The sequence below is a fragment of the Pseudoalteromonas sp. SG45-5 genome (assembly GCF_014164085.1).
Classification (GTDB): domain Bacteria; phylum Pseudomonadota; class Gammaproteobacteria; order Enterobacterales; family Alteromonadaceae; genus Pseudoalteromonas; species Pseudoalteromonas aliena.
In genome coordinates, this window is sequence record NZ_JACJEM010000028.1 from 23,658 (window position 1) to 49,964 (window position 26,307).

Genomic DNA, 26,307 nt, shown 5'->3' on the forward strand with positions numbered 1-26,307 from the left:
ACAACATATTAAGGATAGTTTATGGATAATTACGGTACTATTTTACTCGTTGAAGACGATGTATCGCTCGCTCAATGGGTCGCTGAGTATTTAACTGAGCAGGGTTACACCACTCATGTTTGCCACCGAGGTGATGAAGTAATAAGTAAAGTAAAAACCTTAAACCCAAATATTGTTCTACTCGATATTATGTTACCTGGGCAAGATGGCATCAGTGTATGCAGAGAGCTTCGTAGCTTTTATACTGCACCAATTATCATGCTTACCGCTCGAAACGAAGAAATGGATGAAGTCATAGGTTTAGAGGTCGGAGCAAGCGATTATATAATGAAGCCTGTTCGTCCACGTGCGCTTTTAGCGCGGATCAAAGCGGCACTTCGCCAAAACAATGAACCTAACAAGCCAAAAACAAACAATAATATTGTTACTGTTGGTATGTTGAGTATTAACACCGAATCACGTAACGTAAAATTTAACGAGCAAGATATAAATATTTCGAGCGCCGAGTACTTATTACTGCACTACTTAGCGAGTAACGCAGGTCAAGTAGTGTCTCGCGATGCTGTTTTTAAAGCAACTAAAGGCAGAGAATACGACGGCCTTGATAGAAGTGTTGACGTGCTTATTTCTGCGCTTCGTAAAAAATTTAACGACGACCCGCAAAATCCAGAAAAAATTAAAACCATCTGGGGGCGAGGCTATTTACTCGTTACCACCGCGTGGTAATAAAATGATGCGTATATAAATGAAAACATTTTATATCTCATTGCTTGGCAGTGCACTTTTATCGATTGTAGTGTTAGGCTGGTTAATTGATACATTTAGCCAACAAACCCACACACCACAAGATGAGTTTGCTGTACAAAGTAAAATGATTACTGGTTTTAGTCAGCAGTTAACTTATATTGCCACTTCCGAACGTAAAGCTTATGTAAAAAAACTTGCTGATGACTTTGATTTACTGCTTGATTATAAATTAAATGACTCACTTGCTCTGCCTCCTTCACTATTATTGCAAATGCATAGACCTAATGGTTTGATTTTAGAGGATCAACAAGGCTTTTATATGCTTTATAGCAGTCAAACGTTAAGCCCCTATCATATTTCAATGCGGCTAGATAAACGCGCAAATAAAGAGCAGCGTAACGATATCGTACTGACTCTTCTTTTTTATACTGGGTTATGTGTTTTTATGGGTTTTATTATAGCCCCCCTAGCAAAACGCCTCACTGTTTTAAATGAAGCGGCTAAAAAGTTTGCATCAGGTAACGTGCAAGCCAGAATTAAAGTATCGTACTTTACTTATATTAAAGATGTAGAGCTTACTTTTAACCGGATGGCCAGCCAAATAGAAAAACTAGTTGCTGAAAATAAGCTTATGGCTTCGAGTCTTTCTCACGATATACGCACACCAATTGCCTGCTTAAGGTTTGGGCTCGACGCAGCATTAGACAGCCGCGAAAAACAAAAAATAAAACAATACTTAGCCCGTATGGAAAATGATTTAGATCATATGGAATCAATGCTAAAAAGCTATTTAGCATTTTCAACACTTGAACAAAATGCTAATAAATTAACGTATTCATCCACTAATATTAAGCACTACCTTGAAAACATTTTAGTGCAGCTAGCCCCTAAATTAGAATCACAAATGCTCAATATTCAACTCAACAGTTCGAACGATATAATTAACGCCGACTTACACTGGCTCGCTCGCGCAATCACAAACTTATTAACCAATGCATGCGACTTTGCTGAACAACATATTTACCTCAGTGCACGCCTTGATGAGCAACAACTTGTTATTACTGTTGAGGATGATGGCCCTGGTATTGCTAAGGAAAACTTTAACAACGTATTCAGTCCATTTTTTAAAGAAGAGGCACACCGAAATCGTGCAGATAAAAGTTATGGCCTTGGTTTAGCTATTGTGGCTAAAGTTGCCGATTGGCATCACGGTAATATTCAAGTCAGTACCAGCAAACAACTTGGAGGCGCCTGCTTTACCCTTACTATTGATCAACATTATAAAACGCAAAGTATTCATTAAGTGCTGTACCGGACGACTTTTAAATCAACTCGGTAATTTATAAAACACGGTAATACTAATTAAAATTCACGGTTATAACACACTGCTCACTCAATAAATTGCGTAAGATCAGCAATAAGCACTTTTTATTTTTTTACATTTCCAGTAGATTGTCAGCGCCGTCACAAAATAGAGAAGTACAATAATATGAGCGCAATTAGAGGCGAGTTTAGCTCTCGCTTTGGTTTCATTATGGCCGCTGCGGGTTCTGCCGTTGGTTTAGGCAATATTTGGGGCTTTCCCACACAAACAGCCAGTAATGGCGGTGCAGCGTTTTTAGTTGCATATTTAGTATTGGCATTTTTTTTAGCCTACCCTGCATTAATGGCAGAGCTAATGATTGGTCGACACGGCCAAGCAAATGCTGTTTCATCACTTGCAAAAATATCAAATAAACCTTGGCAAAAGCACTTTGCTTTTATTGTCGGCTTTGGCGGTATTTTATGTGCGGGCTTTATACTTAGCTTTTATGCCATCGTTGCAGGCTGGATGCTCAGCGCGACGATAGAGCCAGTCACAACATTAGTTGGCGCATCATCAGCTTCAATGTGGTTAAGTGAACAATCACTTACCCGCAATATCATATTTACTATCGTGTTTATTCTATTAACAGTGGCTATTATTAGCCGTGGTGTCGAAAATGGCATTGAAAAATGGTCAAAACGTTTAATGCCTGCACTTTTAGGGATTTTATTTTCGCTAATAGCTTACGTAATGACTCAAGATGGTGCGGTTGAGGGCTTAAAAGCGTACCTTGTTCCTGATTTTTCGTCTATTTTTGACGCTAAATTATTAGTTAGCGCATTAGGCCAGGCCTTTTTCTCATTATCACTGGGCACCAGTGTTATGATTATTTATGGCTCTTATATCAGTAAAAAAGAAAATTTAGTTTCACTTGGGGCTTATGTAACGCTTATAGACGTATTCATTGCCTTTGTCGCAGGCTTACTTATTATTCCGGCTATGTACGTTGCACAAGCACAAGGGGTTGAGATTTTCTCTTCGACAACAGGTGAGCTGCTCTCAGAGGACACGTTAGTATTTCAAGTATTGCCAGCGCTTTTTGATGGTATGGGTGACATGGGTTTATTTGTAGGCTTTGCATTCTTTGCGCTAATGAGCATTGCAGCACTAACATCATCTATTTCAATGCTTGAAGCACCCGTATCGTATACCGTAGAGCGATTTGCACTTAAGCGGGTACAAGCAACATGCCTAATTGGTGCATTAATTGCTGTAGTTAGTATTACTATAGTCTGTAATCTAGAGAGTTTATTTGGTTTAGTAATTACACTTACAACCAAAGTTGCTCAGCCTTTACTTGGTCTGATGTGCTGTATATTTGTAGGCTGGATCTGGTATAGAGGCTCGTTGCTTAAAGCAATTCAGCAAGGTAATCCAGAAGTACATAACACATTATTCTGGAAAATATGGCCTTGGTACACTAAGTTCGTATGCCCGCTCGCTATAGGCATGGTATTTTTGCACTCACTGCTAAGCTAAATACCTCAAAAATACGCTATAAAAAATAAACCATCCGTAATTAGCGTGCTAATTACGGATCTCAGATTAAAACCACGCGAATTCAAATTAAAAACTTGTGAATTTTAATAAAAAACAGATATAAAAATGCTTAAATAGCATCCTCATCTTCTTCAGCAGTTCGAATACGAACAACACGCTCTACATCAGTGACAAATATTTTTCCATCGCCGATTTTTCCTGTTTGTGCTGTTTTAACAATAACGTCTATAGCACGCTCTACATCGTCATCCGCTAAAATAATATCTAGTTTTACCTTAGGTAAAAAATCAACCATATACTCAGCACCACGATACAATTCGGTATGCCCTTTCTGACGCCCAAAGCCTTTAACTTCACTCACCGTCATTCCGTTGATACCGACTTCCGATAGCGCTTCACGCACATCATCTAATTTAAAAGGTTTGATGATTGCTTCAATTTTTTTCATATTCATTATTTTCCAAAGCTTTAATTACCTCGATTTTAGACAATCATTATCTTCATAGCAAACAAAGCAATTGAATTGCGGTGATAAAACAATCAGCCGTGATATAATTTTCACTATAACAATAATTACACTATCGCAGTAAGTGAGATTAATATGAAAAATAAGAAACATGGCTTTACCCTATTAGAGCTAATGGTTACGGTTGCGATTGTGGGGATTGTCGCTTCAATTGCGCTTTGGAGCAGTAGTAACATGCTAGAAGAGAACCGCGCTGAGAATTTTTTGTTAGAATTAAAGAGGAATGTTAGCTATGCGCGCTCTCAAGCAGCCAGCTCCGATGAAATTGTCATTGTTTGCCCGGTACAGTTCAATGCCCTAAAAAGGAACGATCAACAATTACCATGCAGGAGTAATTGGGATAAAAATAAAATAATCATTGTTTTTATCGATAAAATCAATTCAAAAGAAGACCGTGATAAAAATAAAGTTAGCTACAATTCACCCGGAGATAGCTTACTGCGTGTAATGGAAAAAATTGGACCACACGATAAGCTAAAATATACAGGAAACGAAAGTATGTTGCGATTCAATACAAGTGGTCGAATTACCACTAAGCCGGGTGATTTCGTATATTGCCCAAATAGCGGTAGCGAGAACGTAAAAGCGTTGACTATAACCCAGTCGGGCACCGCCTTTTATCTTGGTGATAGCGAAAGTAAATGCGGTTAAAAAACAGCCAAACATACTTGTCATATTGTTATCATTTACTACACTAAAATAATGTTTTGCACTAACGGGAACTTCAAGGATGAGGTATATCACACTTTCACACAATGTTGTTGGGATGACCCTTTTAGAAATAATGGTATGCATAACTATTTTTGCAATAATTAGCCACCTTACCCTGTCTTTTTCTCCTGATTTTTTAGCCTTAAATCGTGCAAGTAATCAAATGAACTTATTACATCGTAACATTAACTACGCAAGGCTATATGCCATAGAAAATGGAACATACGTTACATTATGTGCGCTAAAAAATAATGAGTGTGTGGTAGATTATTGGGATGACCAGGTATCACTATTTATTGATAGTGATAAGTCTACGTCGCTAAATGACGAAGAATTACTATTAAGTACGTTTGAGCATACTCACCATGCAGATAGTCTTGAATACCCAAGAAATGCGATTACATTTAGACCTGATGGCTCATTAAATGGTTTTCAAAACGGTACTTTTATCTACTGCCCAAACAATGATATAGCAAATCTGGAAGGACTTGCTTTATCAATAAGCCAAACAGGAAGAATTAGAATTAAATCAACTAATAAATGCCAGAAAAAATAAGCTACCTTCCCCAGCAATAATTAATATCGGAATTGCCTTTTTTACCCTTAGCGCCTTTGAGCCCGACATCAGTAATGGATAATTCTTTACAGTCTGCATCATCTTTTACCACTCCTGCAATTGGTTTTGCTGTTATAGTAAATGTCGTTTTTTCTGTATTTAATTCTATTGATAACTCGAAGTGTTTGTTTTCAGTTTTATTTTCAATACCTAAATCTGAAAATATTTTAGTATATTCACGATTATCAACAAAAAACTGCTCTTCTTTGTTTGCAGCATCCAATAAAGCAGCGGCAGCTTCTGCTCTAGATGCGCGCTTTACGTATTCGGTATAATTAGGTAGCGCTATAGAAGCTAATATACCAACAATAGCAACGGCTACCATAAGTTCAATGAGTGTAAATCCATTCTGCTTTTTTAGCATTTGTATATCCTTAGTTCTTAATTTCATCATTTTCTTCACGTTTATAAATATAAGTTTGGAAAACCTCAAGCCCTAAAGTCACTGGATTTCCTGAAGTATCTTCTGGATTTCCTGAAGTATCTTCTTCATCTACTAGCTTTATTTTGCCATCAACAACCACCAAATCAGGCCCTTGTATTTTAATCGGCTTCATTGGATTATCTCCATCTTTTCTTAATGGACCCGGAAAATAAAATTGGCTTTCTTGGGTAACGTCAACACTAGGGTCATTATCACATTTGCCATCGGCATTGCTATCAACACAAGAGGGTGCTTCACCAAAGAAGAGCTGAGGGGTATCTGGCACATCATAACTCGTTGCAAATTTTAACTCGTCATAAACTTTAGTTCCATAATGCAAATGAAAAGCATATAAAGAGCCCCCACCGCCACTGAGTGAACATTGATTTTCAGTTGATATTTTTGACTCAGGTGTAAAGGACGTAAAGTAAGCAACACCACCAACCACAGTCGAAGCTGCTAGAGATTTTTCACCGGTTCCAAGCTCATATCGCCAGCCTTTAAAATCAGCTAAGTCAGCTTCTAACTCAACAAACTTATCTACATCATCCAATGCATTCCCAAATGGGTCACTATTCATTTGCATCAAATCTGCTGGCTTAATACTATCTGGCGCTTTAGTTTTATATGATTTTGTAAGCGTATTTTCATCTCGGATCATAAATAACTGATCTTTTTCATTCGTATCAGTTGGCTTTGAACGATTACCACTTCCAATCACTACCGCATCATAAGGCGTATCAAGGCGAGTGACTGTTTTTTTACCATTGATTGTCGTTTCTGTAACCTTACTAAACATAGTTCTTGCCACTAATGGCTGGTAAAAAAAACGCCTATCTTCTGTTGCCTTGCTACTACCTAATTCAGCTAGTTTAAAGTGGCTAAACTCATCTACATCTGTTCCTGGCATATCGATACGCCATATATTACCACCTGTGTCTGCCGCATAAATCCTATCAATATAACCATCATAATCAGAGTCAAGTGTTGTTACATCGGCGGCAATACTGTGCTTACCTGTAAAACCATTCTTGTCTGGAGTCAGTGCCCATACTAGAGTCCCTTCTTTCGCATCCACAATAAAAATACCTCGCCCGATATCATCCTCACTACGTATAGCGGCATCTTTATTGGTGTCGTACCCTGCACCAAAAACTAATAATGGCTTATCACCAAAAGCTTTTATATAGGCGATTTTTGGTTTAGACCATGTTTGAGCAAGTTCCTTAAAGTCTCCTTTACCGCCTTCTATTGGCTTATCCCATAATTTTTCAGGCTTATTTGGAGATGTTATATTCAACGCATAGTAATTTTTCCCTCCACGGCGCATTCCAGCAAAAGCCCAAACCTCATTACCTTTTTTAGCATCTATAATGCCATCGTTTATACCATCGTTATTTAAATCTTTATTATTAAAATAAACACTAATCGGCCCATCCATACCATACACTTTGGTCTCAGCCTGATTATTGCGTAATGGCTTAATTATGTCGTATAGATCAGAGGGAATAAATGCCCAGCTTTCGCTCACTGTATTACCACTATCTTTAAACATATGTAAAAAGCCAGCATTAGTGCCAATAAGTATACGAATATCATCATTGCCATAATCAATGGCAACAGGTTTCGAGTGCAGTGGATCGCCAAAAATATCTAAACGCTGATCGTTTGATGAACCGTCTTTATCTTCATCGTCTACATCTACCCCCATAGCCCATTTTATGTCTGAACTTGCTAAGCTAAGGGGATTATCAGTAACTAAATCAAGTATGTCGCCTACAACTGATGTGTTAAAACTGACTATTTTTCCCTCTTTATCAGTATATAAATTTCGACTAGTCGTATTTAGTGTCGTTAAATGAAGATTAACGCCACCTTGCGCGACGGCATTACCATCGGCAGGATCTCCACTGGGGAGCCAAAATGTTTTGGCCCCTTTATCAATTAAACCATTATTATCTAGCGCTTGTTTACTTGCTGAATCTATAATTGTACTACCAGAGACTTCTAGTTTCTTTAAATTCCCTCGCCATCGAGCACCTGTTTCCGGATAAAACATGGCAAAATAAATCGCGTTACGACTCCTCGTTTGATCTACATTGTTACTCGCGACCGATGGAGATGAAAAACTATCATTAACCTCTCGAATCCGTGAAATTGTATTTTTTAAAGCATCTGATAATTGCGTTGCAGTATTTGCATGCAAATATTGACCACCACCATAAGACGCTGTATCAGAGAGTAAATTTTTACCTGAATTACTCATCCCTGTCCCAAAGCCTATCGGATAGACTCTACCAATATCATGCACTGTTTTTGTGTTTGTATATAAATCAATCTCAACATCTTTAGTACCATGAATAACTTTAGCTAATGCCGTTAAATAGCTATTACTCACAACGGGTCCATTACCGGAAAAATAGCTTTTATGTAATTCATTTATGTCGCTGTTTCGATTTGCATCTTCAGATGGGTCACCATCTGTCATTAAGATTATGTTTACACTGTTATCACAGCGTAATGGCTCACCAGATACTGGCTTAAAAGGTGACTGATATACCCCGAAAGATTCTGCAGTAAAATCACGAGAATTAGTGTTAGTCCCATAGTAAACACGCTGCCCTGTGATATACAAGTACGCCTCCCACAAGGTTTCAGTTAATGGTGTAGAGCCACTTGCCGGCAATGCATTAATTTGGTTTAACAAAAATGCCTTTTCAGAACCAATTCTGGCTAAAACATAGCCACCATTATTGCCATTAAAACGCATTAAACCAAAATCAATGTCATCATTATCATTGACTAATTGCTTAATGGCATTTTGTGCAACTTTTAAACGACTATCCTGACACGAAGCCCGCAAAGAGCCATTCACTCTTTTGTAGCATTGCTGATTTCGGTTATATATGGACTTGCTTTCAAAGCACTCTATCTGAGAATAGTTCCTGTCATAACACCTATCTCCATCTGTTACATCCCACGCCATGCTGCCGGATGTATCAAAAATCATTAAAACACGTGGCTTTTCATCCGTCTCAACGTTGTGATTTACATATAGCTCTATATCTTCGGCAATGACCGATAAACTTACAATTGAACAAAGGAATGAGGCAAACACTTTCTTAAATTTCATTTTAAATCCGCTCACTTAATTAACTACCTGTTGTGCCATTCCAGTTACTATTGTTAACTGGTGCTTGCTTTTTGAGCCATATTCAATAGTCGTCGTAACTTGTAGTATATTGCATGAAATACCGGTAGTTGCTGCATTACTTCGCAGGCAAGTTAAATTTTGAACCCCCTGATTTAAATTAGTCATTGTGCTTTTCATACCGTCATGGTTCGCTATATCTTTTGCTGAAATGAAAGTATCGGCTTCACCTTCTTTGACTACTTTTGTTATCGTTTCCTCAGGGCTTAATAAAAAACTACTCTTACCGCCTTTTTTTACTTCAGTAAAAATTACGCGCTGTATCTCTCCAATTAGCTTATTTTCTGCCACTTCTCTTTCTTGTGCCGCATTTGTAATTTTCACATCAATACTACTGCTACTCATTAATGTTACCGCTATCCCCGTTACTGCAATAACCATGATCAGCGCTGTTATAAGCACCACTCCTTGCTGTTTTAGCGAGGTGTTTTTTAAATTCGCCATGAATTTCCTCCAACATTATTCAAACGAATCGTTGTCGTGAATACGGTACGTCTAAAGTTATCAGTGAATTTTAATTCACGTTTATTTGCATCTTCACCCAAGGTATAGGTTTGATTTTTAACCTTAAGACCGGCATCCGGCTGTAGTGCTCTGATCAATAAAAACATCTGCACCGTTAATATCCTTCTGCGGGTTTCCCAATCACTCGGGGTCATATCGTTAATGCTTCTGTAAGTATCCACACGATTGTCGCCTGTAGTGTCCAAACCAAAAACAAAACGCATATTTTCAACCCCCTCCATAATTGTTTCTGTTTTCATAGCATCATTAACTAAGCGACTTCGCATTAAAGCAGGTACTGTTAAACTTTTGTTATTTACTTTATAGGTTTGCTTCGCAAGATAATAAACATGATGGCTATAAGGCCAAACAGTTGCACTAATATTTAATGTTCCAGGAGCTATAATTCCACGAACATATTGGGATTTTTCTTGCTCTGCAATAAAATAGTTTTCGTCATCTTGTGTATTGTTATTTCCAGGTTCGATTATAATTTGCTTACCCTGTAAAAACTTTATTTGTAGAATATCACTCCCTTTAATCGGATTTTTTACACAGTTAAGCTCGGTTCCTGAGTTGGCTTTTTTTGCATAAATAGATCTAAAATTACTCCCGCTAGAAAAATCTGGAAAACTTCCATTATTTACCCCTTCAAAGCAGTCACCACTAGGGGCAGATAAAGTCTCAGTGTTTTTTGCTGCGAATGAGTCTTCGTAAAAAGTTCCCCAAAAGCCAACTTGTTCTATATCACGCTGCATTATATTTATTGCTAGACGACCAGTCTCTTGAAGCTCGCCTATGGTCATTGTGTCTTTCGTCGTAACTTTCATGCCAATATACGTAAACATAACGCCACCTAAGATCAGCACACCGATAAAAAGTGAAATCATCATTTCTAAAAGCGTAAAGCCTCGTTGATACATACTAGCTCCTAATGTAAATATAGCTGGTTAAAACGACTAGACGGCGTTTCTTATCCGCGGCACCACAGTTAACTTTGCTTGTTTGTGTATTTGCTTTAAATTCTTGTCGGCCTTGCCATGATACAATAACCTCCAAATTAAATGCCTTACTGCCTGTTGGTGTTAAGTTTATGCATACTGTTGCACCATCTAGTGAGCCCGTATTTTCACGCGCTCGAATAGCACGTTTCCACTGCTCTATATTAAGTAAAGCTATTTGAGCTGCACTACACGAGCCTTCAAAACACGTGGTTGATGAATTAGTTGCTGTTTTACTCGTAAAGGACTGTTTATAAAGAGTCGCTAATTGGGGGCTGTCGTTAACGCGAATTCTCTGGACTATATCATTTCCAAGTGCAATAGCAGCAGCACGCTGCATAGAGTCAAAACTGGCTTGTTTTGCCTTCGCTTGCAGCGCAACGGCACCTAATAAGCCAAAACTAAGAATAATAAATGCAATAAGCACTTCAATAAGTGTGAAACCTTTTTGCAATTTAAACTGGTACGATTGCATAGTAAAACCAAATAAAATTATCTAATTGTAAGTTTATGCGATTTATAGGTGGATTCAAGTAGGACTACGACAGACGGTTATATTTATTGATGAACGGTTAGATCCTGCTTATCTTGCGAAATTAAATTTGTAGCAGACTGTTTGGTATTTAACCTGAACTCTGGTTAAGACATTTACTAATATATTGAATCATAATAATATTTAAATTTATTTTTCTCTAGCAAGAGATTTTCAGTGAAAATAAGGCGGAATTACGTGTCAATAGCTGGCCTATTGTAAGTAAATTCAATGCAGTTAGCGCTGAAAAAGCTGCTTGAGATAGATTTATTATCCAGAGTTCAGGTTATTTAGAGTGCATCCTTAACGGCTCTTAATTCACGGCGGCTAACGGGAAGTAATTCATCACAACCTTGTAATTGAATAACATGGTGTCCATTGCTTTGGCTATGTAAAGCGATAATCTTGCTTCTGTTTACCAAGGTGTTGCGATGAATACGTAAAATGAAAGTTTGGTATAACGCTTCGAGCTGCTTTAAGCTTTGCTCAATAAGTGCGTCACCCTCTTCGAATACTATTTTTGTATATTTTTCTTCCGCACTAAAATAAAAAATTGATTTCATTTCAATACTCTTAAGCGTACCTGCTAGCTGATAGCTAATTTTATTCATGTGCTGCTTTTGTACCTGTACTCTAGTTAAGCGCCCTAACTGCTCTATTGCTTTATATAAGCTTTGCTCTGATATTGGTTTTACTAAATAACCCGCAGCATTTAATCCAATAGCATCTAATGCATGCTCTGGATGCGCCGTGGTAAATATAATTGCAGGGGGAACAGCCGAAAAATTCAATTCTTTAGCAACCTCTAACCCACTCATTCCAGGCATATCAACGTCTAAAAAAACTAAATCAGGTATCTGTTTTTTAGCTAATTGTAACGCTTCTCGGCCATTACTTGCCTCCCCTAATAACCTTATCGTTTGGCTATTAATAAGTAAGCGCTTTAAGCGTACCCGAGCAAGGGGCTCATCATCAACAATGAGTATATTCATGAAATATTCTCAACACGTTTAGGGATCACAACTTTCACCCTAAATACGCCATGGTTATTAGCTATTGTTAGTTGTGCTTTATTTTTATAATAAATATTTAATCGCTGGCGAATATTATCAAGTGCCATGCCGTTATTAGCTCTTTTTTTAGTTTCATTCACCGTTATAGGATTAGAAACAATAATAGTTAAATAGCCAGTAGTAACATGCAGCTCAACATTAATAACAGCCCCACTTTCGCTCGTTTCTACACCATAGTAGACCGCGTTTTCAATTAAAGGCTGCAATGTTAAACACGGAATTAAAAGTGCTGGCAACTCATTTGGTATGTGCCAATCAACTTGTAAACGAGTACCAAAACGCCACATTTCGAGTGCAATGTATTGCTTACTCAACGCAATTTCATCTTCTAAAGATACATTTTTCCCTGAGCGCATTGCGGCTTGCGATAATGATGCTAACGCCAAAATAGCCTGCTCAGCGGCTTGTGCATCATGATGAGTAAGTTCTGCGGCTGTATTTAAGCTATTGTATAAAAAATGGGGGCGAATACGCGCTTGGAGTGCATCGAGCTCGGCGCGAGAAAGCGCTTTTGTTTGCTGTTCATTTTCAAAGTAAAGTAATAAAAATTGTACAAATAATGCCGTAAGCAAAAAAACAATAATGCAATTTCGAAGAGTAAAAAACACCAGTTGTTCTCTATTTTCTATATCAAAAGCAAAGTATGAAAACAGTATGCTAAATGCAATCGTACTTACTATAAAAGTAATAAAAAAATAAGCTAATTGAAAAAAATGAGTGTGTTTTTGTAAAAAGAGCCGACATAAATATAAAGAAGAAGTACTGACTAAAACAATTAAATGGATAAATAAACTGATAACCCCAAGGCGTTGCCATATATCCCCATCTGTATTGGGTGAAAACGCCAGCACAATAGCAATAACTTGAGACACAATAAGCGAAGCTAGAACGCCTCGCTCATTAAAAAGAGCCGAAAAAAGCAATGCATCAGATTGAAGCGATTTGCTCATAACGACTCTCCTTTAATCTGAATTTTTAAATTAACGCAGCTCTACTGGCACAGCAAATACGATATTCTCTATTTCACCAGGATTCTCAACAACCTGTTTACCACCAAGTTCTTTTAATCGGCTAATTACCTGTTGTACGAGCACTTCTGGCGCCGATGCACCGGCAGTGACTCCCACTGATTTAGCATCTACAACCCACTGGGCTTGCACATCAGTGGCATCATCAATCAAATAAGCAACCGTACCCATTTTATCTGCAAGTTCACGCAAGCGATTTGAGTTAGAGCTGTTTTTAGCCCCTACGACTAATAACACGTCAACTTTGTCTGCTAAATCACGCACTGCATCTTGTCGATTCTGTGTTGCATAACAAATATCATCTTTACGCGGTCCATCAATAGATGGAAATTTAGTACGAAGCGTATCAATGACATCCGCTGTATCATCTACAGATAACGTTGTTTGACTGCAGTAAAAAAGATTGTCTGCATTTTTTACATTTAATGACAGAACATCTTCCACTGTTTCAACTAGGTAAATACCTCCGGCTGAGTTATCGTATTGCCCCATTGTCCCCTCTACCTCAGGGTGCCCATGATGACCTATCAAAATACACTCAATACCTTTGCGGCTAGCGCGCGTAACTTCCATATGTACTTTAGTTACAAGCGGACACGTTGCATCAAATACTTTTAAATCACGGCGTTTAGCCTCCAAACGAACAGCTTGCGATACGCCATGCGCGCTAAAAATAACAATGCTATCGTCAGGTACTTGATCAAGCTCTTCAACAAATACTGCACCACGGCTTTTTAGCCCGTCAACCACATAACGGTTATGCACTACTTCGTGACGAACATAAATCGGTTTTTCAAAAATATCTAAAGCGCGCTCAACAATACTAATCGCACGGTCAACACCAGCGCAAAAGCCTCGAGGATTAGCTAATAATATTTCCATTAACCTTCTACCTCAATAATATCTACTTCAAACGTTAAACGCTGACCTGCTAAAGGATGATTAAAATCAATCGTTACCGACTCACCTTGCACTTCACGCACTAAACCAGGAAGTTCAGTCCCATCAGGTTGAGTAAACGCAATAATTGCACCTACCTTAGCTGGTGTTTCTGGGCCAAATTTACTACGGTCAACATAGTAAATATTATCTGGGTTTGGCTGACCAAACGCATCCTCAGGTTCTAGTTCAAAGGTTTTGCTTTCGCCAGCTGTTAGTCCTAATAAACATTTTTCAAAGTTTGCTGTTAGGCTACCGTCACCCATTACTAATTTAGCTGGCTTATTATGTACCTTAGTAGAATCAGCGGCAGAGCCATCTTCTAACTTAATAGAGAAATGAAAAATAACTTGCGAGTTTTCACCAATTACAGCTTGGCTCATGCTTTATGCTCCTTCGGACTCTCACCGGTAAAGGCGTCAAATAACAATAGTGCTGCGCCAATACAAATAGCGCAATCAGCAATATTGAATACAGGAAAATGTGAGTCTTTATAAAATACGTGAATAAAGTCGATTACATAACCATACGCAATACGATCGTATAAATTACCAATAGCACCTGCAAGTACCAACGCGTAGGCACCGCACAGTACTTTGTTTGTTGCAGGTAAACGTTTTAGCCACCACACAAGTAAAGCACTAATAGCAATGGCAATCGCACTTAAAAACCAACGCTGCCAACCACCCGCATCGCTTAAAAAGCTATAAGCGGCACCATAGTTATGAACATAGGTAATACTAAAAACAGGGAGTAAATTTATCGACTCTTGATAAGCCATTGTCCCTACAACAAGTGTTTTACTGGCAAAGTCTATTACTAAAAGTAATAGACTCAACCAAAGCCACACTAAACCACTTTTTTGGGCTAGTTTGCTCACTGAGAATAACTCCTAAGCGAATTGACGCTTTTCGCCTTCGCCATCAACATTGCTTACACAACGACCACAAATTTCAGGATGAGCAGGCTCAACACCTACATCTTCGCTGTAATGCCAACAACGCTCACATTTAGTAGCATCTGTTGCAGCAACACTAATAAATAAGCCTTCAATTTCGGTGGCTTGTGTATCAGCAGGCTGGCTATCAACTTCAGTAACATTTACAGCTGATGTTAACAATACAAAACGCAGTTCATCACCAAGCGCATTTAATTTAGCGGCAAGCTCTTTACCTGTAAATAAATTAACTGTTGCCTGAAGCGTTGCACCAATGACTTCTTCTTTACGTGCAGCTTCTAATAAGCGGTTTACTTCGTCGCGTACAGTTAGAATTTCTAACCAGTCATCGTTACTAAACTGGCTATTTGTTGGCGCTTGTAAACCATCGTACCAAACTGATGTAAATACGTAGTCACTACGCTCACCCGGTAACGCTTCCCAAATTTCTTGTGCGGTAAAGCTCATAATAGGGGCCATCCAACGCGTCATTGCTTCTGCAATATGATAAAGCGCTGTTTGACAAGAACGACGAGCATGGCTGTCACTCTTAGCTGTGTACTGGCGGTCTTTAATTACGTCTAAGTAGAAGGAGCCAAGCTCACCCGTACAGAAGTTCATTAGCTTTTGCGTTACTAATAGCATTTGGTAGCTATCGTATGCGGCTAAAATTTCGTCTTGCAACTGAGCTGCACGGCCAACAATCCACTTATCAAGCTCAACCATGTCATTAATAGCAACTTGATCTGTTTTTGGATCAAAACCATTTAGGTTAGCTAGTAAGTAACGGCTAGTATTACGAATACGGCGGTAACGGTCGGCTGAACGTTTAAATATTTCATCCGACACAGTCATTTCTGCCGTGTAATCGGTAGAAGCCACCCATAAACGTAGAATGTCGGCACCTAGTTTATTCATCACATTTTGTGGTGAAATAACATTGCCTAGTGACTTAGACATTTTGCGGCCGTTTTCATCAACAGTAAAACCATGCGTCAATACTTGGCGGTATGGCGCATGACCATTAATAGCTACTGATGTCATCATTGATGACATAAACCAACCACGGTGCTGATCAGACCCTTCAAGGTATAAATCAGCTGGACCCACTAAGTCTTCACGTGCGTCTACAACACAAGCGTGTGACACACCTGAGTCAAACCATACATCTAGCGTATCTTGCACTTTCATGTATTGCTTGGCCTCTGCTTCACCAAGTAAAGTAGCTGGTTCTAAATCGTACCATGCTTGAATACCAGACTTTTCAACAAGCTCTGCTGCTTGTGAAATTAGCTCTTGTGTATTTGGGTGAAGTGCACCGGTGTCTTTATCAACGAACAACGCGATTGGCACGCCCCAAGTACGCTGGCGAGAAATACACCAATCTGGGCGGCTTTCAACCATGTTAGAAATGCGGCTTTCGCCCCACTCTGGTAACCACTGCGTGTTTTTAATTTCTTTTAAAGAATCTTGACGTAAGTTAGCCTGATCCATACTTACAAACCATTGTGGTGTAGCACGGAAAATAATAGGGGTTTTATGACGCCAGCAATGTGGGTAACTATGCGTAAGCGCATGATGATGCATAAGCGCACAACGCTCTTTTAATACTTCAATTACGCTCGCATTCGCTTTAAATACATGCTGACCTGCAAAAAGTTCGGTATCTGGTAAATAAACACCATTTGCACCAACAGGGTTAGCTACTTCAAGGTTGTAATTTAAACCAGCCACGAAATCTTCTTGACCATGACCAGGGGCAGTATGTACAACGCCAGTACCTGAATCAGTCGTTACGTGTTCTGCAACGATCACCGGTACATTAAAATCATAAAAAGGATGCGCAACTTGTAAGTTTTCAAGCGCAGCACCTTTTACATAACCTAATACGTGAAAGTGATTAAAACCAAAACGGTCCATTGCATCTTTAACAAGCTCAGAGCCTAAAATTAGACGTTGTTGTACGCCTTCATCTTCAACCTGTACTAATGCATACTCTAAATCGGCATGCACTGCCACGGCGCGGTTTGCAGGAAGCGTCCACGGTGTTGTTGTCCAAATAACAGTACCAACACTGCCTTCACCTTTATGGCCTTCAAGCAAATCAAATGCGCTAACAACAGCATTTTGATCAACAAAAGTAAATCGTACATCAATCGCTGGTGATTGCTTATCTTGGTATTCAACTTCAGCTTCTGCTAATGCTGAACCACAATCTGTACACCAATGCACAGGCTTAGCACCTTTATGCAAATGACCTTTTTCAATAATACGACCAAGTACACGAATTGCATTCGCTTCAAAGTCAAAGTTCATTGTTAAGTAAGGCTTATCCCAATCTGCAAATACGCCTAAACGTTTAAAATCAACTTTTTGACCTTCAACTTGTTTTTTAGCGTATGCACGGCATTTTTCACGAAACTCGCTCGCGGTTACTTTTACGCCCGGCTTGCCTACTTTTTTCTCAACCATTAACTCGATTGGTAAACCATGACAATCCCAACCAGGAACTAATGGTGAATCAAAGTCAGATAATGTTTTAGACTTAACAATAATGTCTTTTAATATTTTATTAACTGAGTGGCCTAAATGGATGTCGCCATTTGCATACGGAGGGCCGTCATGCAAAATAAAGGTCTTTTTACCTTTCTTAGCGCTGCGAATTTGACCGTATAGGTCGTCTTCATACCATGCTTTAAGCATTTTTGGTTCACGTTGTGCCAAATTGCCACGCATTGGAAACGGTGTTTCCGGTAAGTTCAAAGTATGTTTATAGTCGCTCATTTATCCTACATTCCGTCTCTATCGGCTACCTGATTTAAACCAAAACACTGCTTAGCGGCAGCAACATCAGTTGCTATTTGCGCCGTTAATTGTGTTAATGTCTCGAATTTTTTTTCATTGCGAAGTTTTTTTATTAACTCCACATGCATAAATTGTCCGTAAATATCCTGCGCAAAATCAAAAAGATGAACTTCTAATAATGCGCGCGTCCCATTAAATGTGGGCTTATTACCTACATTTGCAACGCCAAAAATCTGTTTTCCTGCAATCGTTACTTGTACAGCAAACACCCCATTAACGGGACAAACTTGGCGTTTTAGAGCAATGTTTGCGGTTCTAAAACCAAGCTCTCGCCCTCTTTTCCAGCCGTGAATAACACGTCCAGAAATAGCATAATCGTGGCCAAGCATTACTTTTGCACTGGCTAAGTCGCCTGATGCTAAAGCATCTCGTATTAAAGTGCTGCTCACTCTAGCATTTAACTGGCGAAAACTCGCGGTGCTTTTTACATCCATGCCCGCTTGTTTTCCCATGCTAGCAAGTAAAGCAAAGTTACCTTGGCGCTGTTTACCAAACTTAAAATCATCGCCAACAGTGAGTGCTTTAACACCTAACTTTTTAATCAAAATATCGCTAACAAATTGCTCAGCGTGCATATTTGCAAACTGCTGAGTAAAGCTAATGCAAATAACTCTCTCAATGCCTAACTTACTTAGCAAACGTAGCTTATCTCGTAAGCGCGTTAACCGTGCAGGTGCATTGTTTTTGGCAAAAAACTCTTGTGGCTGAGGCTCAAACAGCATTACAGTGCTAGGCAAGCTATGCGCTTTAGCATCAGTAAGTAAACCTTTTAATACTTCAGCGTGGCCTAAATGAACACCGTCAAAATTACCAATAGTTAACACACAACCAAAATGGTGTGGGCGAATATTGTGTATACCTCTAATTAACTCCATGCCACCTGATGCCTTGTTTAGCGAGTTATTAATTACGACTAAAAAACACTTAAAGCCGCAGAGTTGCCGATTATAATCTTTTTTTTAATTTGATTCAGTAATTGCTACACTTTTTATCGTATTTAGTCTAACACCCATCAAAAATAGCATTGCAAAGTAACTAACGCCTGCCAAAACCACCAACGCTATTAGTAATACAACTTGCTCTGTAAAGGCCCAAGTAGCCCAATAATAGTAACTGCTCACAAACCATGTAATAGCTCCCATAACAACGCTTGCAATAAAACACTTAACAGTAAAGCGTATACTCATTGATGAAAACTGATATACGTTTTCTTTTTTAAGCTGCCTATAAAGTAAAAATGCATTGCAACTGGCCGATAATGAAGTAGCCAGCGCTAAACCTAAATAACCAATAAAAGGAGCCAACATAATGTTAAACACCATATTTAGCACAAGGGTAATAATACCAATACGCACCGGTGTTTTGGTATCTTGGCGAGCATAAAAGCCTGGCGCGAGTACTTTAATTAGCATAAAGCTGACAAGGCCAACTGAATACGCAACAACACCTAAGCTTACGGCTTTAACATGATCAACACTGTCTTCTTTAAACGCTCCGTGATCAAATAAAACAGTAATAATAAGTGGGCTAATGATCATTAAGCCTATCATTGCAGGCAGACCTAAAAATATAACAAAACGCACCCCCCAATCGAGAGTGTGCTGGAAGTCACTATTTTTTTTACTGCTGTGCAATTTAGAGAGCGCCGGTAAAATAACTGTCGCTATACCAATACCAAATAAGCCCAGCGGAAACTCAATTAAACGGTCAGAGTAATAAAGCCACGCAATTGAGCCTGTCATTAGTAATGACGCAATCATGGTATCTAGCAACAGATTAATCTGACTAATAGAGACACCAAATAAAGCCGGTAACATAAGTTTGCGTACTTTTTTTACGTTTTCGTCTTGCCATGCCCAACGCGGTCGAGCCAGCATTTTTGCTCGATACAAAAATGGAAGTTGAAACAACAACTGCACCACACCACCAACAAACACGCCAATTGCGAGAGAATAAGCCCCAACGCTAAATTTATCATGTAAAAAAATTGCACATGTAATTATAGATACATTGAGTAAAACCGGTGTAAATGCAGCAACAGCAAACCGGTTATACACATTCATTACGGCACCACTTAGTGCCACTAAACTTACAAAGAATAAATAAGGGAAAGTAAATTTAAGTAATGAACTAGCAAGTTCAAACTTTTCGGCATCAGGGCCGCCTTGCCACCAATCAATAAACCAGCCAGTGCCAAATAGTGCAGCGATAACAGGAGACGCAATTACACCTACAATTGTCACAACAAGTAAAATAGTCCCTAACGTACCAGCAGCCTGTGCAACGAACAGTTTAACTTTATCATCCCCCTGCTGCTCTTTGATTTCACTCAATACAGGTACAAATGCTTGAGCAAACGCACCTTCTGCAAACAAACGGCGTAAAAAATTTGGAATACGATTAGCAAATAAAAAAACATCAGCTGCAGCACTTGCGCCTAACAAATTAGCTACTACAGCATCACGTACAAGCCCCAAAACTCGCGATATCATAGTCATGCAGCTAACAATCATACCGGAACGAAATAAACCTTTTGACACTTTAAACCTACTTAAAAATCCCTAATAGATGCAATTATGCCACAGTCTTTTTTATAAATCGCTTTAAAGCACTAGGCTGAGGGTCTGTGCTTTGTTACAATGTCGTCATTAACTGCTAAAGCGGCAAATTGATGCTCGTTACATGGTGCAGTTTTTCTTGGATGTTAAATTTAAATTGACATTCATGATAGAAACAGGCATATTCCACGGCCTTTAATTTAAGCTTTATTTTAAGATTGTTAGGAGCAAACCTTGGCTAACATCAAGTCTGCAAAAAAACGCGCTATCACAAGCGAAAAGAACCGTCAGCACAACGCAAGCCGTCGCTCAATGATGCGCACTTACTTCAAAAAAGTACTTGTTGCTATTGAAGCTGGCGATAAAGAAGCTGCACAGCAAGCTTTTTCTGTTGCTACACCTATCCTAGACCGTTACGCAACTAAGGGTCTAATCCACAAAAACAAAGCAGCTCGTCATAAGAGCCGTATAGCAGCTAAAATTAAAGCTCTATAATTTGTTTTTGTTAGAATATAAAAAACCGGCTTTAGCCGGTTTTTTTTTGTCTAAAACTTAATTTCGTAGTTTATAACCACCGGCATAAATATTTAAGCAGATTGGTGTTATACATTTTCCAAGTCTGGATAAAACTTCTTAAGCATTGCCGCTATTTTTTTAGGAGTAAATGGTTTAACTACAAAACCTTTGGCCCCCTTATCTATTGCATCTTTTACATTTTCAATACCAGAGTGAGCCGACACCATAACAACATTCGTCTCAGGGCTTAAATCGTTGATCTGCGCTATTAACTCTTTGCCGTCCCCGTCTGGTAATTCAATATCTAAAAAAATAATATTATAATTTGCAGCTTGGCACTCACTAATACACTGTGAGGCGGTAGATGCTTCCTTTACATTATCTATCCCTAAATGCATTAGCGTTTGACTCAAAAAGCTACGCACCGTGCTAACGTCATCTACAATTAAAATTGATAGCTGCGTATTCATCTTTATTCCTTCATAGGCTATAAGCTAGATTATAATTAATTTCTAACTTCATATATAAATTTACTTTTTTAATTATAGAGACCTACACCAAAAAGACCACATTTGCTTTATGTTAAGCCATAAATAATAAGTACCAGTTAAATAAAGAAGTCATACATTTATATAATGACCAAACATGAGAACGCATTAATAGTGTCAGCCTGCTAAAAGCAAAGCTCCATATATTATAAATACTTTAAAGCAATGAAGATTATCTCGTTATTAAGTCATGTCTTGTCGTAAGTTACTCTTAACCCAGATGAACAACCCACTTCTCGAGTTAAAATCTCTATTTATAATAAATGTTAATCAAATAATTCACTGTGCTATTTAAACACCCACCAAAAGCATTAAGAACTGTAATTGATGATAAATACATAACAATAATGATTTTTTGGATTAAAAAAACTAATCTGAAAATTTAAAATTACTTGGTTGAAAGCTGTGCAAAATATCAACATAATGGCGCTCCTTTTTTCAACAACTGAACTATTGAAACGACCATGCTAAACGAGCTAGATTGGCTTTTAAATACTATATTACTTGCACTAGGTTTAGGTGCATTCTTTATCAACCAGATCACTTTACTGCGCATTGCAGCTATTAGTGCGTGTGGTTTATTATTCTTATCATTTAGCTTAGATCTTATGTCGTCGAGTGTTATTTCAAATATGAGTTTGGTGTTAATAAATACTTTTTACCTGTTCAAGGTTTATACTTTTGGGCAATTTAATGTAACCCAAAGTTAACAATTTCTCCTTAGAATATTTTATAGCCCAGCTCTGCTGGGTTTTTTTATGATTGAACTTCAACCTGCACTAATAACGACAAGACGACTTCCCCTACAGGCTCGTAAATTTTTTATTTAAATAAAATAAATTAATTAAAATTCCAATTTACCCTTTAAAAATATATTCACACCCCAAGGTCTATTTGCACGGCACATTATTTTTCAATCTATTAAATTAAGAAGGAATTAATTATGAGCAAGACCCTAATTATTGGTGCAAGCGGACAAATTGGTAAAATGACTACCGAGTTACTGCTTAAAAATGAACAAAGTGTAGTTGCCTTAGTACGTGACAAAAGCAAACTAAGCGATTTACAAAGCCCTTTTTTAAATATTGTAGAGCAAGATCTCGAAGGTGATTTTAGTAACGCACTAAAAGACTGCGAACAAGTTATATTTGCGGCTGGTTCGGGTGGTAATACAGGGGATGACAAAACTGTGTTAATTGACTTATGGGCTGCAACTAAAGCGGTAACCTACGCTCGAGAGCACGCAATTAAGCACTTTATCATGGTCAGCTCAATTGGTGCAGACGACCCCGATTCAATTGATGGCGATTTAAAACCATATCTAGTTGCTAAGAACATGGCCGATGAGCATTTAATCAACAGTGGCTTAAATTACACTATTGTTCGCCCAGGAACATTAACTAACGATGCAGCTTCATTAACAGTAACAACTAAGCGCCCACAAGATCAGGATAAAGCTAAAATTAGCCGAGAAAATGTGGCTAATGCGTTACTTCATATTGCTACAAATAGTCCCAATGGCAGTCGCATTTTTGAATTATTTGATGGTGATAAACCAATTAAAGCAGCTGTTAAATAAGCCTTAATGAACTGATTTTATTAAAACATGCTCATTCTACCTCGTAGAATGAGCATTAATTACATAACAATTTAAAGCCCTGCCAAGCTAATTGCAATGCTAATAGCGTTAAAATATATTTAAAAATGCACTTAAATTTGTCTGTTGGTATGTGGTTTAATAATCGAATTCCCAGCCATGTGCCTATAGCCCCACTTAAAATCATTGCACCGACTAAAGGTAGCCACTGCCAAAAGCTAAAACCAACGACCCCATATACGCCAGCTTTAAATAAATGCTGGGTTGACATAATACTTGAAAACGTGGCTGTAAAACGCATCTTGCTATAGTTGCTCATGTGTAAGCAGCTCCCGACTAATGGGCCACTTGCACCGATAAACATCGAAATAAATGTAGTAGCAAAGCCACCAGCTAAACGCCAAAGTATCGATCTGCTGTGCAATAATGGAGTCTTTCCCCACAAAATATAAATGACAAAAACTCCTGCAACTAACTTCATAACATCAAATTGAATGTTTGAAACAATAAAACTCGACAATACCGCCCCAGCTGCGCCTCCAAGCGTAAAATAAATAAACATACTTTTATCTATATGTTTAAAACTCAGTAATAAGCGATTGATATTTGACCCTAGTTGCACGAGCCCATGAATAGGAACAACTAAAGTCATGGGCATAAACGATGCCATCACAACAAGTAACATTAGCCCGCCGCCCGCACCAAAGGCAGCAGAAAAAAATGAAGTAAAACCTGCCAACAAAACAAACACTAATGCCAACATAGGCGAAATAAGATCAGTCGTAAATAAATCCATATTTAAAGCATTCTTTTCATAAAGCGATTAAACATAACTAAATTTAGAATCTATACAGTCTCTATTGCTAAACACTAAAACAGTGGTCTTTTGAGCACAAATTTGTCTTTCGTGGTACTAAAATAATCACCGCCCATTTTACCCACTGTATTAGAACGTGTTGGATCTATATATCCATTGACTAAAACCTCATCATCTATATTGATGCCAATCACATCTAATAGCATGACTTTTCCCCCTCCCGGTTCCTTTGAAATAGTAATGACCTCTCGTAATCTGCATTCAAATTTTATTTTAGAATCGGTAACACTTGGCGCATGAACTAGCTGACTACTCGTTTGAGAGATATTAGCGGCATCAAACTCACTTATTTCACTTGAGTAATTTGCACCGCTTTGATTCATTTGTTCAATGAGATCATGACTAACAATATTAACCACGCACTCTTTGGTAACGAGTAAATTATTTAGCGTGTCTTTATTTTTGTTATTACTTGGGTTTACTTGCGTTACGCTCAACACCGGTGGGTTACAACTGGCGACAGTAAAAAAAGAGTAAGGCGCAATATTGGCAACCCCCTCGCTACTTAACGTACTTACCCAAGCAATAGGTCTGGGACTTATACCACCAACGAGATAAGAGTAAACAGAATGGTTACTGTTATCGGTTAAATCTAAAAACATGGTTTCTCACTTTTAATCTTGAAAACTAAATCGGAAAATCACTGCGCTGCGTACAACTTAAACCCTAAATAGCATTTTTTAAATAATATGTTGATTTCATGCGTATAAAAATAAACATAGTCTGGTTTAAACGCGATTTACGCCTACGCGACCACCCGCCTTTAAAAAATGCTTTTAGTAACGGTCTACCCACGCTATTACTTTATAACTTTGAACCTCTGCTACTTGAAGATGCGCATTACAACGAGCGCCATTGGCGCTTTGTATACCAATCAATCGTTGAATTAAATAAACAGTTAGCTCGTTTTAACACCTGCGTTTATATATTTAATTTAAACATGAGCGACTTACTTGAATCATTAAAAACGCAATTTGAAATAATTAATATTTTTAGTCATCAAGAAATAGGCTTAAACAACACGTTTAAGCGAGATAAAGTTGTTAAAGCGTGGTGCCAACATAATCACATTAATTGGCTGGAGTCGCAAACAGGTGCTGTTATACGCGGTAAAAAAAATCGCGATAATTGGAATGAGCATTGGCAAAAAACAATGCAATCACCTATTGCCGTACCCAACTGGAAAAACATTCAGACTATTGCGCTAAATAACTATCAAGCACCTGATTTACCCAATACTTACACACAAGACGATGATAATTTTCAACGAGGCGGCCCGCTACATGCCCAAGAGATCATGCATAGTTTTTTTGCTGAACGCGGTAAAGGTTATCAAAAGGGTATATCTAGCCCAAGTTTAAGCCAAACTCATTGCTCTCGGCTTTCGCCTTATTTAGCGTGGGGTAATATTAGCCTCAGGCAAGTGTATCAAATGGCTATTGAGCAATATCATTCAAAGCATCCAAATAAAAAAGGCTGGAAACGCCCGCTTGCAGCGTTTGTGTCTCGCCTTCATTGGCATTGCCACTTTATGCAAAAATTTGAAAGCGAATGCACAATGGAATTTTTGGCCCTTAATCCTGGTTATCATGTATTTCCGTATCGTGATGACAAAAACGTGAAAAGTGATGTTCAACGCTGGGCGCAGGGCCAAACAGGTATTCCAATTATTGACGCTTGCATGCGCTGCTTAAAGGCGACTGGGTATATAAACTTTAGAATGCGCGCCATGCTTGTGAGCTTTGTAACGCATCATTTAAATATAAGCTGGCAGCAAGCAAGCTTTCCTCTCGCTAATTACTTTTTAGATTTTGAGCCAGGAATTCACTACCCGCAAATTCAAATGCAAGCATCGGTAACAGGGATTAATACCATTCGGCATTACAACCCAATTAAACAATCAGAAGATCAAGATCCAACAGGTACTTTTATTAAAAAATGGTGCCCCGAGCTTGAAAAGCTCCCTATTGAATATTTGCACGAGCCTTGGCAACAAACCCCGATGGAAGCGCTATTTAACGACTTTAAGCTAGGAGAAGATTACCCCGAGCCAATGCTTGATTTAACCACGGCTTCAAAGCAAGCGCGCGAACGCTTATGGCAATACCGCGAGCGAGCAGATGTTAAACGCGCCATAGGAGTCATCCTTAAAAAACACGTAACCCAAACCAAAAAAATCACTCGTGTAAAACGCACAGCACCTAGTAAAAATAACAAAGAGGACTCATAAG

At 38.5% G+C, this 26,307-nt stretch carries 26 protein-coding genes; 9 read left to right on the forward strand and 17 right to left on the reverse strand.

Features of this window, described 5'->3' with window-relative positions; all coding sequences use genetic code 11:
• Positions 1-21 precede the first annotated feature (21 nt).
• The 3 genes from H5119_RS10730 to H5119_RS10740 all read left to right on the forward strand — a co-directional run bounded on the left by H5119_RS10730 (position 22) and on the right by H5119_RS10740 (position 3,592).
• Positions 22-726, forward strand: a complete 705-nt coding sequence (locus H5119_RS10730) for a response regulator transcription factor (RefSeq protein WP_182702214.1) — start codon at positions 22-24, stop codon at positions 724-726.
• Between the two features lie 19 nt (positions 727-745).
• Positions 746-2,050: a HAMP domain-containing sensor histidine kinase gene (locus H5119_RS10735; protein ID WP_182702215.1), complete on the forward strand. Its 1,305-nt coding sequence runs from the start codon at positions 746-748 to the stop codon at positions 2,048-2,050.
• Positions 2,051-2,236: 186 nt separating this feature from the next.
• Positions 2,237-3,592 (forward strand): sodium-dependent transporter, encoded by a 1,356-nt coding sequence (locus H5119_RS10740; RefSeq protein ID WP_182702216.1) that lies wholly within the window; start codon positions 2,237-2,239, stop codon positions 3,590-3,592.
• Between the two features lie 130 nt (positions 3,593-3,722).
• On the opposite strand, the gene glnB is transcribed toward H5119_RS10740, so the two are convergent.
• The gene (gene glnB / locus H5119_RS10745) at positions 3,723-4,061 is read right to left on the reverse strand and encodes a nitrogen regulatory protein P-II (RefSeq protein ID WP_077539086.1); all 339 of its coding nucleotides are present in this window, start codon (positions 4,059-4,061) and stop codon (positions 3,723-3,725) included.
• A gap of 153 nt (positions 4,062-4,214) precedes the next feature.
• Here glnB and H5119_RS10750 point away from each other — a divergent pair, with 153 nt between their 5' ends.
• Positions 4,215-4,790: a GspH/FimT family pseudopilin gene (locus H5119_RS10750; RefSeq protein WP_182702217.1), complete on the forward strand. Its 576-nt coding sequence runs from the start codon at positions 4,215-4,217 to the stop codon at positions 4,788-4,790.
• 79 nt (positions 4,791-4,869) lie between these two features.
• Positions 4,870-5,406 carry a GspH/FimT family protein gene (locus H5119_RS10755; RefSeq protein ID WP_182702218.1) on the forward strand — a complete coding sequence of 179 codons (537 nt, stop codon included), beginning with the start codon at positions 4,870-4,872 and terminating at the stop codon, positions 5,404-5,406.
• 1 nt (position 5,407) lies between these two features.
• On the opposite strand, the gene H5119_RS10760 is transcribed toward H5119_RS10755, so the two are convergent.
• The 13 genes from H5119_RS10760 to murJ form a co-directional block, all read right to left on the reverse strand.
• Positions 5,408-5,830, reverse strand: a complete 423-nt coding sequence (locus H5119_RS10760; RefSeq protein ID WP_182702237.1) for a type IV pilin protein — start codon at positions 5,828-5,830, stop codon at positions 5,408-5,410.
• Positions 5,831-5,840: 10 nt separating this feature from the next.
• Positions 5,841-9,023 carry a pilus assembly protein gene (locus H5119_RS10765; RefSeq protein WP_182702219.1) on the reverse strand — a complete coding sequence of 1,061 codons (3,183 nt, stop codon included), beginning with the start codon at positions 9,021-9,023 and terminating at the stop codon, positions 5,841-5,843.
• A gap of 15 nt (positions 9,024-9,038) precedes the next feature.
• A complete protein-coding gene (locus H5119_RS10770) occupies positions 9,039-9,545 on the reverse strand; it encodes a pilus assembly protein PilX (RefSeq protein ID WP_182702220.1) in 507 nt (168 codons plus the stop codon).
• Positions 9,533-10,528, reverse strand: a complete 996-nt coding sequence (locus H5119_RS10775; protein WP_182702221.1) for a PilW family protein — start codon at positions 10,526-10,528, stop codon at positions 9,533-9,535. Before H5119_RS10775 ends, H5119_RS10770 begins: the two co-directional genes overlap by 13 nt.
• Position 10,529: 1 nt before the next feature.
• Entirely contained in the window at positions 10,530-11,081 is a 552-nt protein-coding gene (gene pilV / locus H5119_RS10780) for a type IV pilus modification protein PilV (RefSeq protein WP_077538644.1), read from the reverse strand.
• A gap of 347 nt (positions 11,082-11,428) precedes the next feature.
• Complete coding sequence (locus tag H5119_RS10785; RefSeq protein ID WP_182702222.1) at positions 11,429-12,130, reverse strand: LytTR family DNA-binding domain-containing protein; 702 nt, start codon at positions 12,128-12,130, stop codon at positions 11,429-11,431.
• Positions 12,127-13,161 (reverse strand): sensor histidine kinase, encoded by a 1,035-nt coding sequence (locus H5119_RS10790; RefSeq protein ID WP_182702223.1) that lies wholly within the window; start codon positions 13,159-13,161, stop codon positions 12,127-12,129. Before H5119_RS10790 ends, H5119_RS10785 begins: the two co-directional genes overlap by 4 nt.
• Positions 13,162-13,191: 30 nt before the next feature.
• Positions 13,192-14,121, reverse strand: a complete 930-nt coding sequence (gene ispH / locus H5119_RS10795) for a 4-hydroxy-3-methylbut-2-enyl diphosphate reductase (RefSeq protein WP_182702224.1) — start codon at positions 14,119-14,121, stop codon at positions 13,192-13,194.
• Positions 14,121-14,561 (reverse strand): FKBP-type peptidyl-prolyl cis-trans isomerase, encoded by a 441-nt coding sequence (gene fkpB, locus H5119_RS10800; RefSeq protein ID WP_077538652.1) that lies wholly within the window; start codon positions 14,559-14,561, stop codon positions 14,121-14,123. Before fkpB ends, ispH begins: the two co-directional genes overlap by 1 nt.
• Positions 14,558-15,058, reverse strand: a complete 501-nt coding sequence (gene lspA / locus H5119_RS10805; RefSeq protein WP_182702225.1) for a signal peptidase II — start codon at positions 15,056-15,058, stop codon at positions 14,558-14,560. Before lspA ends, fkpB begins: the two co-directional genes overlap by 4 nt.
• Before the next feature lie 12 nt (positions 15,059-15,070).
• Positions 15,071-17,899 (reverse strand): isoleucine--tRNA ligase, encoded by a 2,829-nt coding sequence (gene ileS / locus H5119_RS10810; RefSeq protein ID WP_182702226.1) that lies wholly within the window; start codon positions 17,897-17,899, stop codon positions 15,071-15,073.
• A 5-nt stretch (positions 17,900-17,904) separates the two neighbouring features.
• The gene (gene ribF, locus H5119_RS10815) at positions 17,905-18,855 is read right to left on the reverse strand and encodes a bifunctional riboflavin kinase/FAD synthetase (protein ID WP_182702227.1); all 951 of its coding nucleotides are present in this window, start codon (positions 18,853-18,855) and stop codon (positions 17,905-17,907) included.
• Between the two features lie 84 nt (positions 18,856-18,939).
• Complete coding sequence (gene murJ, locus H5119_RS10820) at positions 18,940-20,478, reverse strand: murein biosynthesis integral membrane protein MurJ (protein WP_404936253.1); 1,539 nt, start codon at positions 20,476-20,478, stop codon at positions 18,940-18,942.
• Positions 20,479-20,772: 294 nt separating this feature from the next.
• Between murJ and rpsT the strand changes: the two genes are divergently transcribed.
• Entirely contained in the window at positions 20,773-21,033 is a 261-nt protein-coding gene (rpsT, locus tag H5119_RS10825) for a 30S ribosomal protein S20 (protein ID WP_008166555.1), read from the forward strand.
• 107 nt (positions 21,034-21,140) lie between these two features.
• Here the strand turns inward: rpsT and H5119_RS10830 are convergent, their stop codons facing one another.
• On the reverse strand, positions 21,141-21,524 hold the full coding sequence (locus H5119_RS10830; protein WP_077538659.1) for a response regulator: 384 nt from the start codon (positions 21,522-21,524) through the stop codon (positions 21,141-21,143).
• 542 nt (positions 21,525-22,066) lie between these two features.
• Between H5119_RS10830 and H5119_RS10835 the strand changes: the two genes are divergently transcribed.
• Positions 22,067-22,312, forward strand: a complete 246-nt coding sequence (locus tag H5119_RS10835) for a hypothetical protein (protein WP_077538661.1) — start codon at positions 22,067-22,069, stop codon at positions 22,310-22,312.
• A 233-nt stretch (positions 22,313-22,545) separates the two neighbouring features.
• Positions 22,546-23,181 carry an SDR family oxidoreductase gene (locus H5119_RS10840; RefSeq protein ID WP_182702228.1) on the forward strand — a complete coding sequence of 212 codons (636 nt, stop codon included), beginning with the start codon at positions 22,546-22,548 and terminating at the stop codon, positions 23,179-23,181.
• 55 nt (positions 23,182-23,236) lie between these two features.
• Here H5119_RS10840 and H5119_RS10845 read toward each other — a convergent pair whose 3' ends face one another.
• A complete protein-coding gene (locus H5119_RS10845; RefSeq protein WP_182702229.1) occupies positions 23,237-23,995 on the reverse strand; it encodes a sulfite exporter TauE/SafE family protein in 759 nt (252 codons plus the stop codon).
• A gap of 74 nt (positions 23,996-24,069) precedes the next feature.
• Positions 24,070-24,678 carry a flavin reductase family protein gene (locus H5119_RS10850; protein ID WP_077538666.1) on the reverse strand — a complete coding sequence of 203 codons (609 nt, stop codon included), beginning with the start codon at positions 24,676-24,678 and terminating at the stop codon, positions 24,070-24,072.
• Positions 24,679-24,776: 98 nt separating this feature from the next.
• On the opposite strand from H5119_RS10850, the gene H5119_RS10855 reads away from it, so the two are divergent.
• Entirely contained in the window at positions 24,777-26,306 is a 1,530-nt protein-coding gene (locus tag H5119_RS10855) for a cryptochrome/deoxyribodipyrimidine photo-lyase family protein (RefSeq protein ID WP_182702230.1), read from the forward strand.
• Position 26,307: the final 1 nt, after the last annotated feature.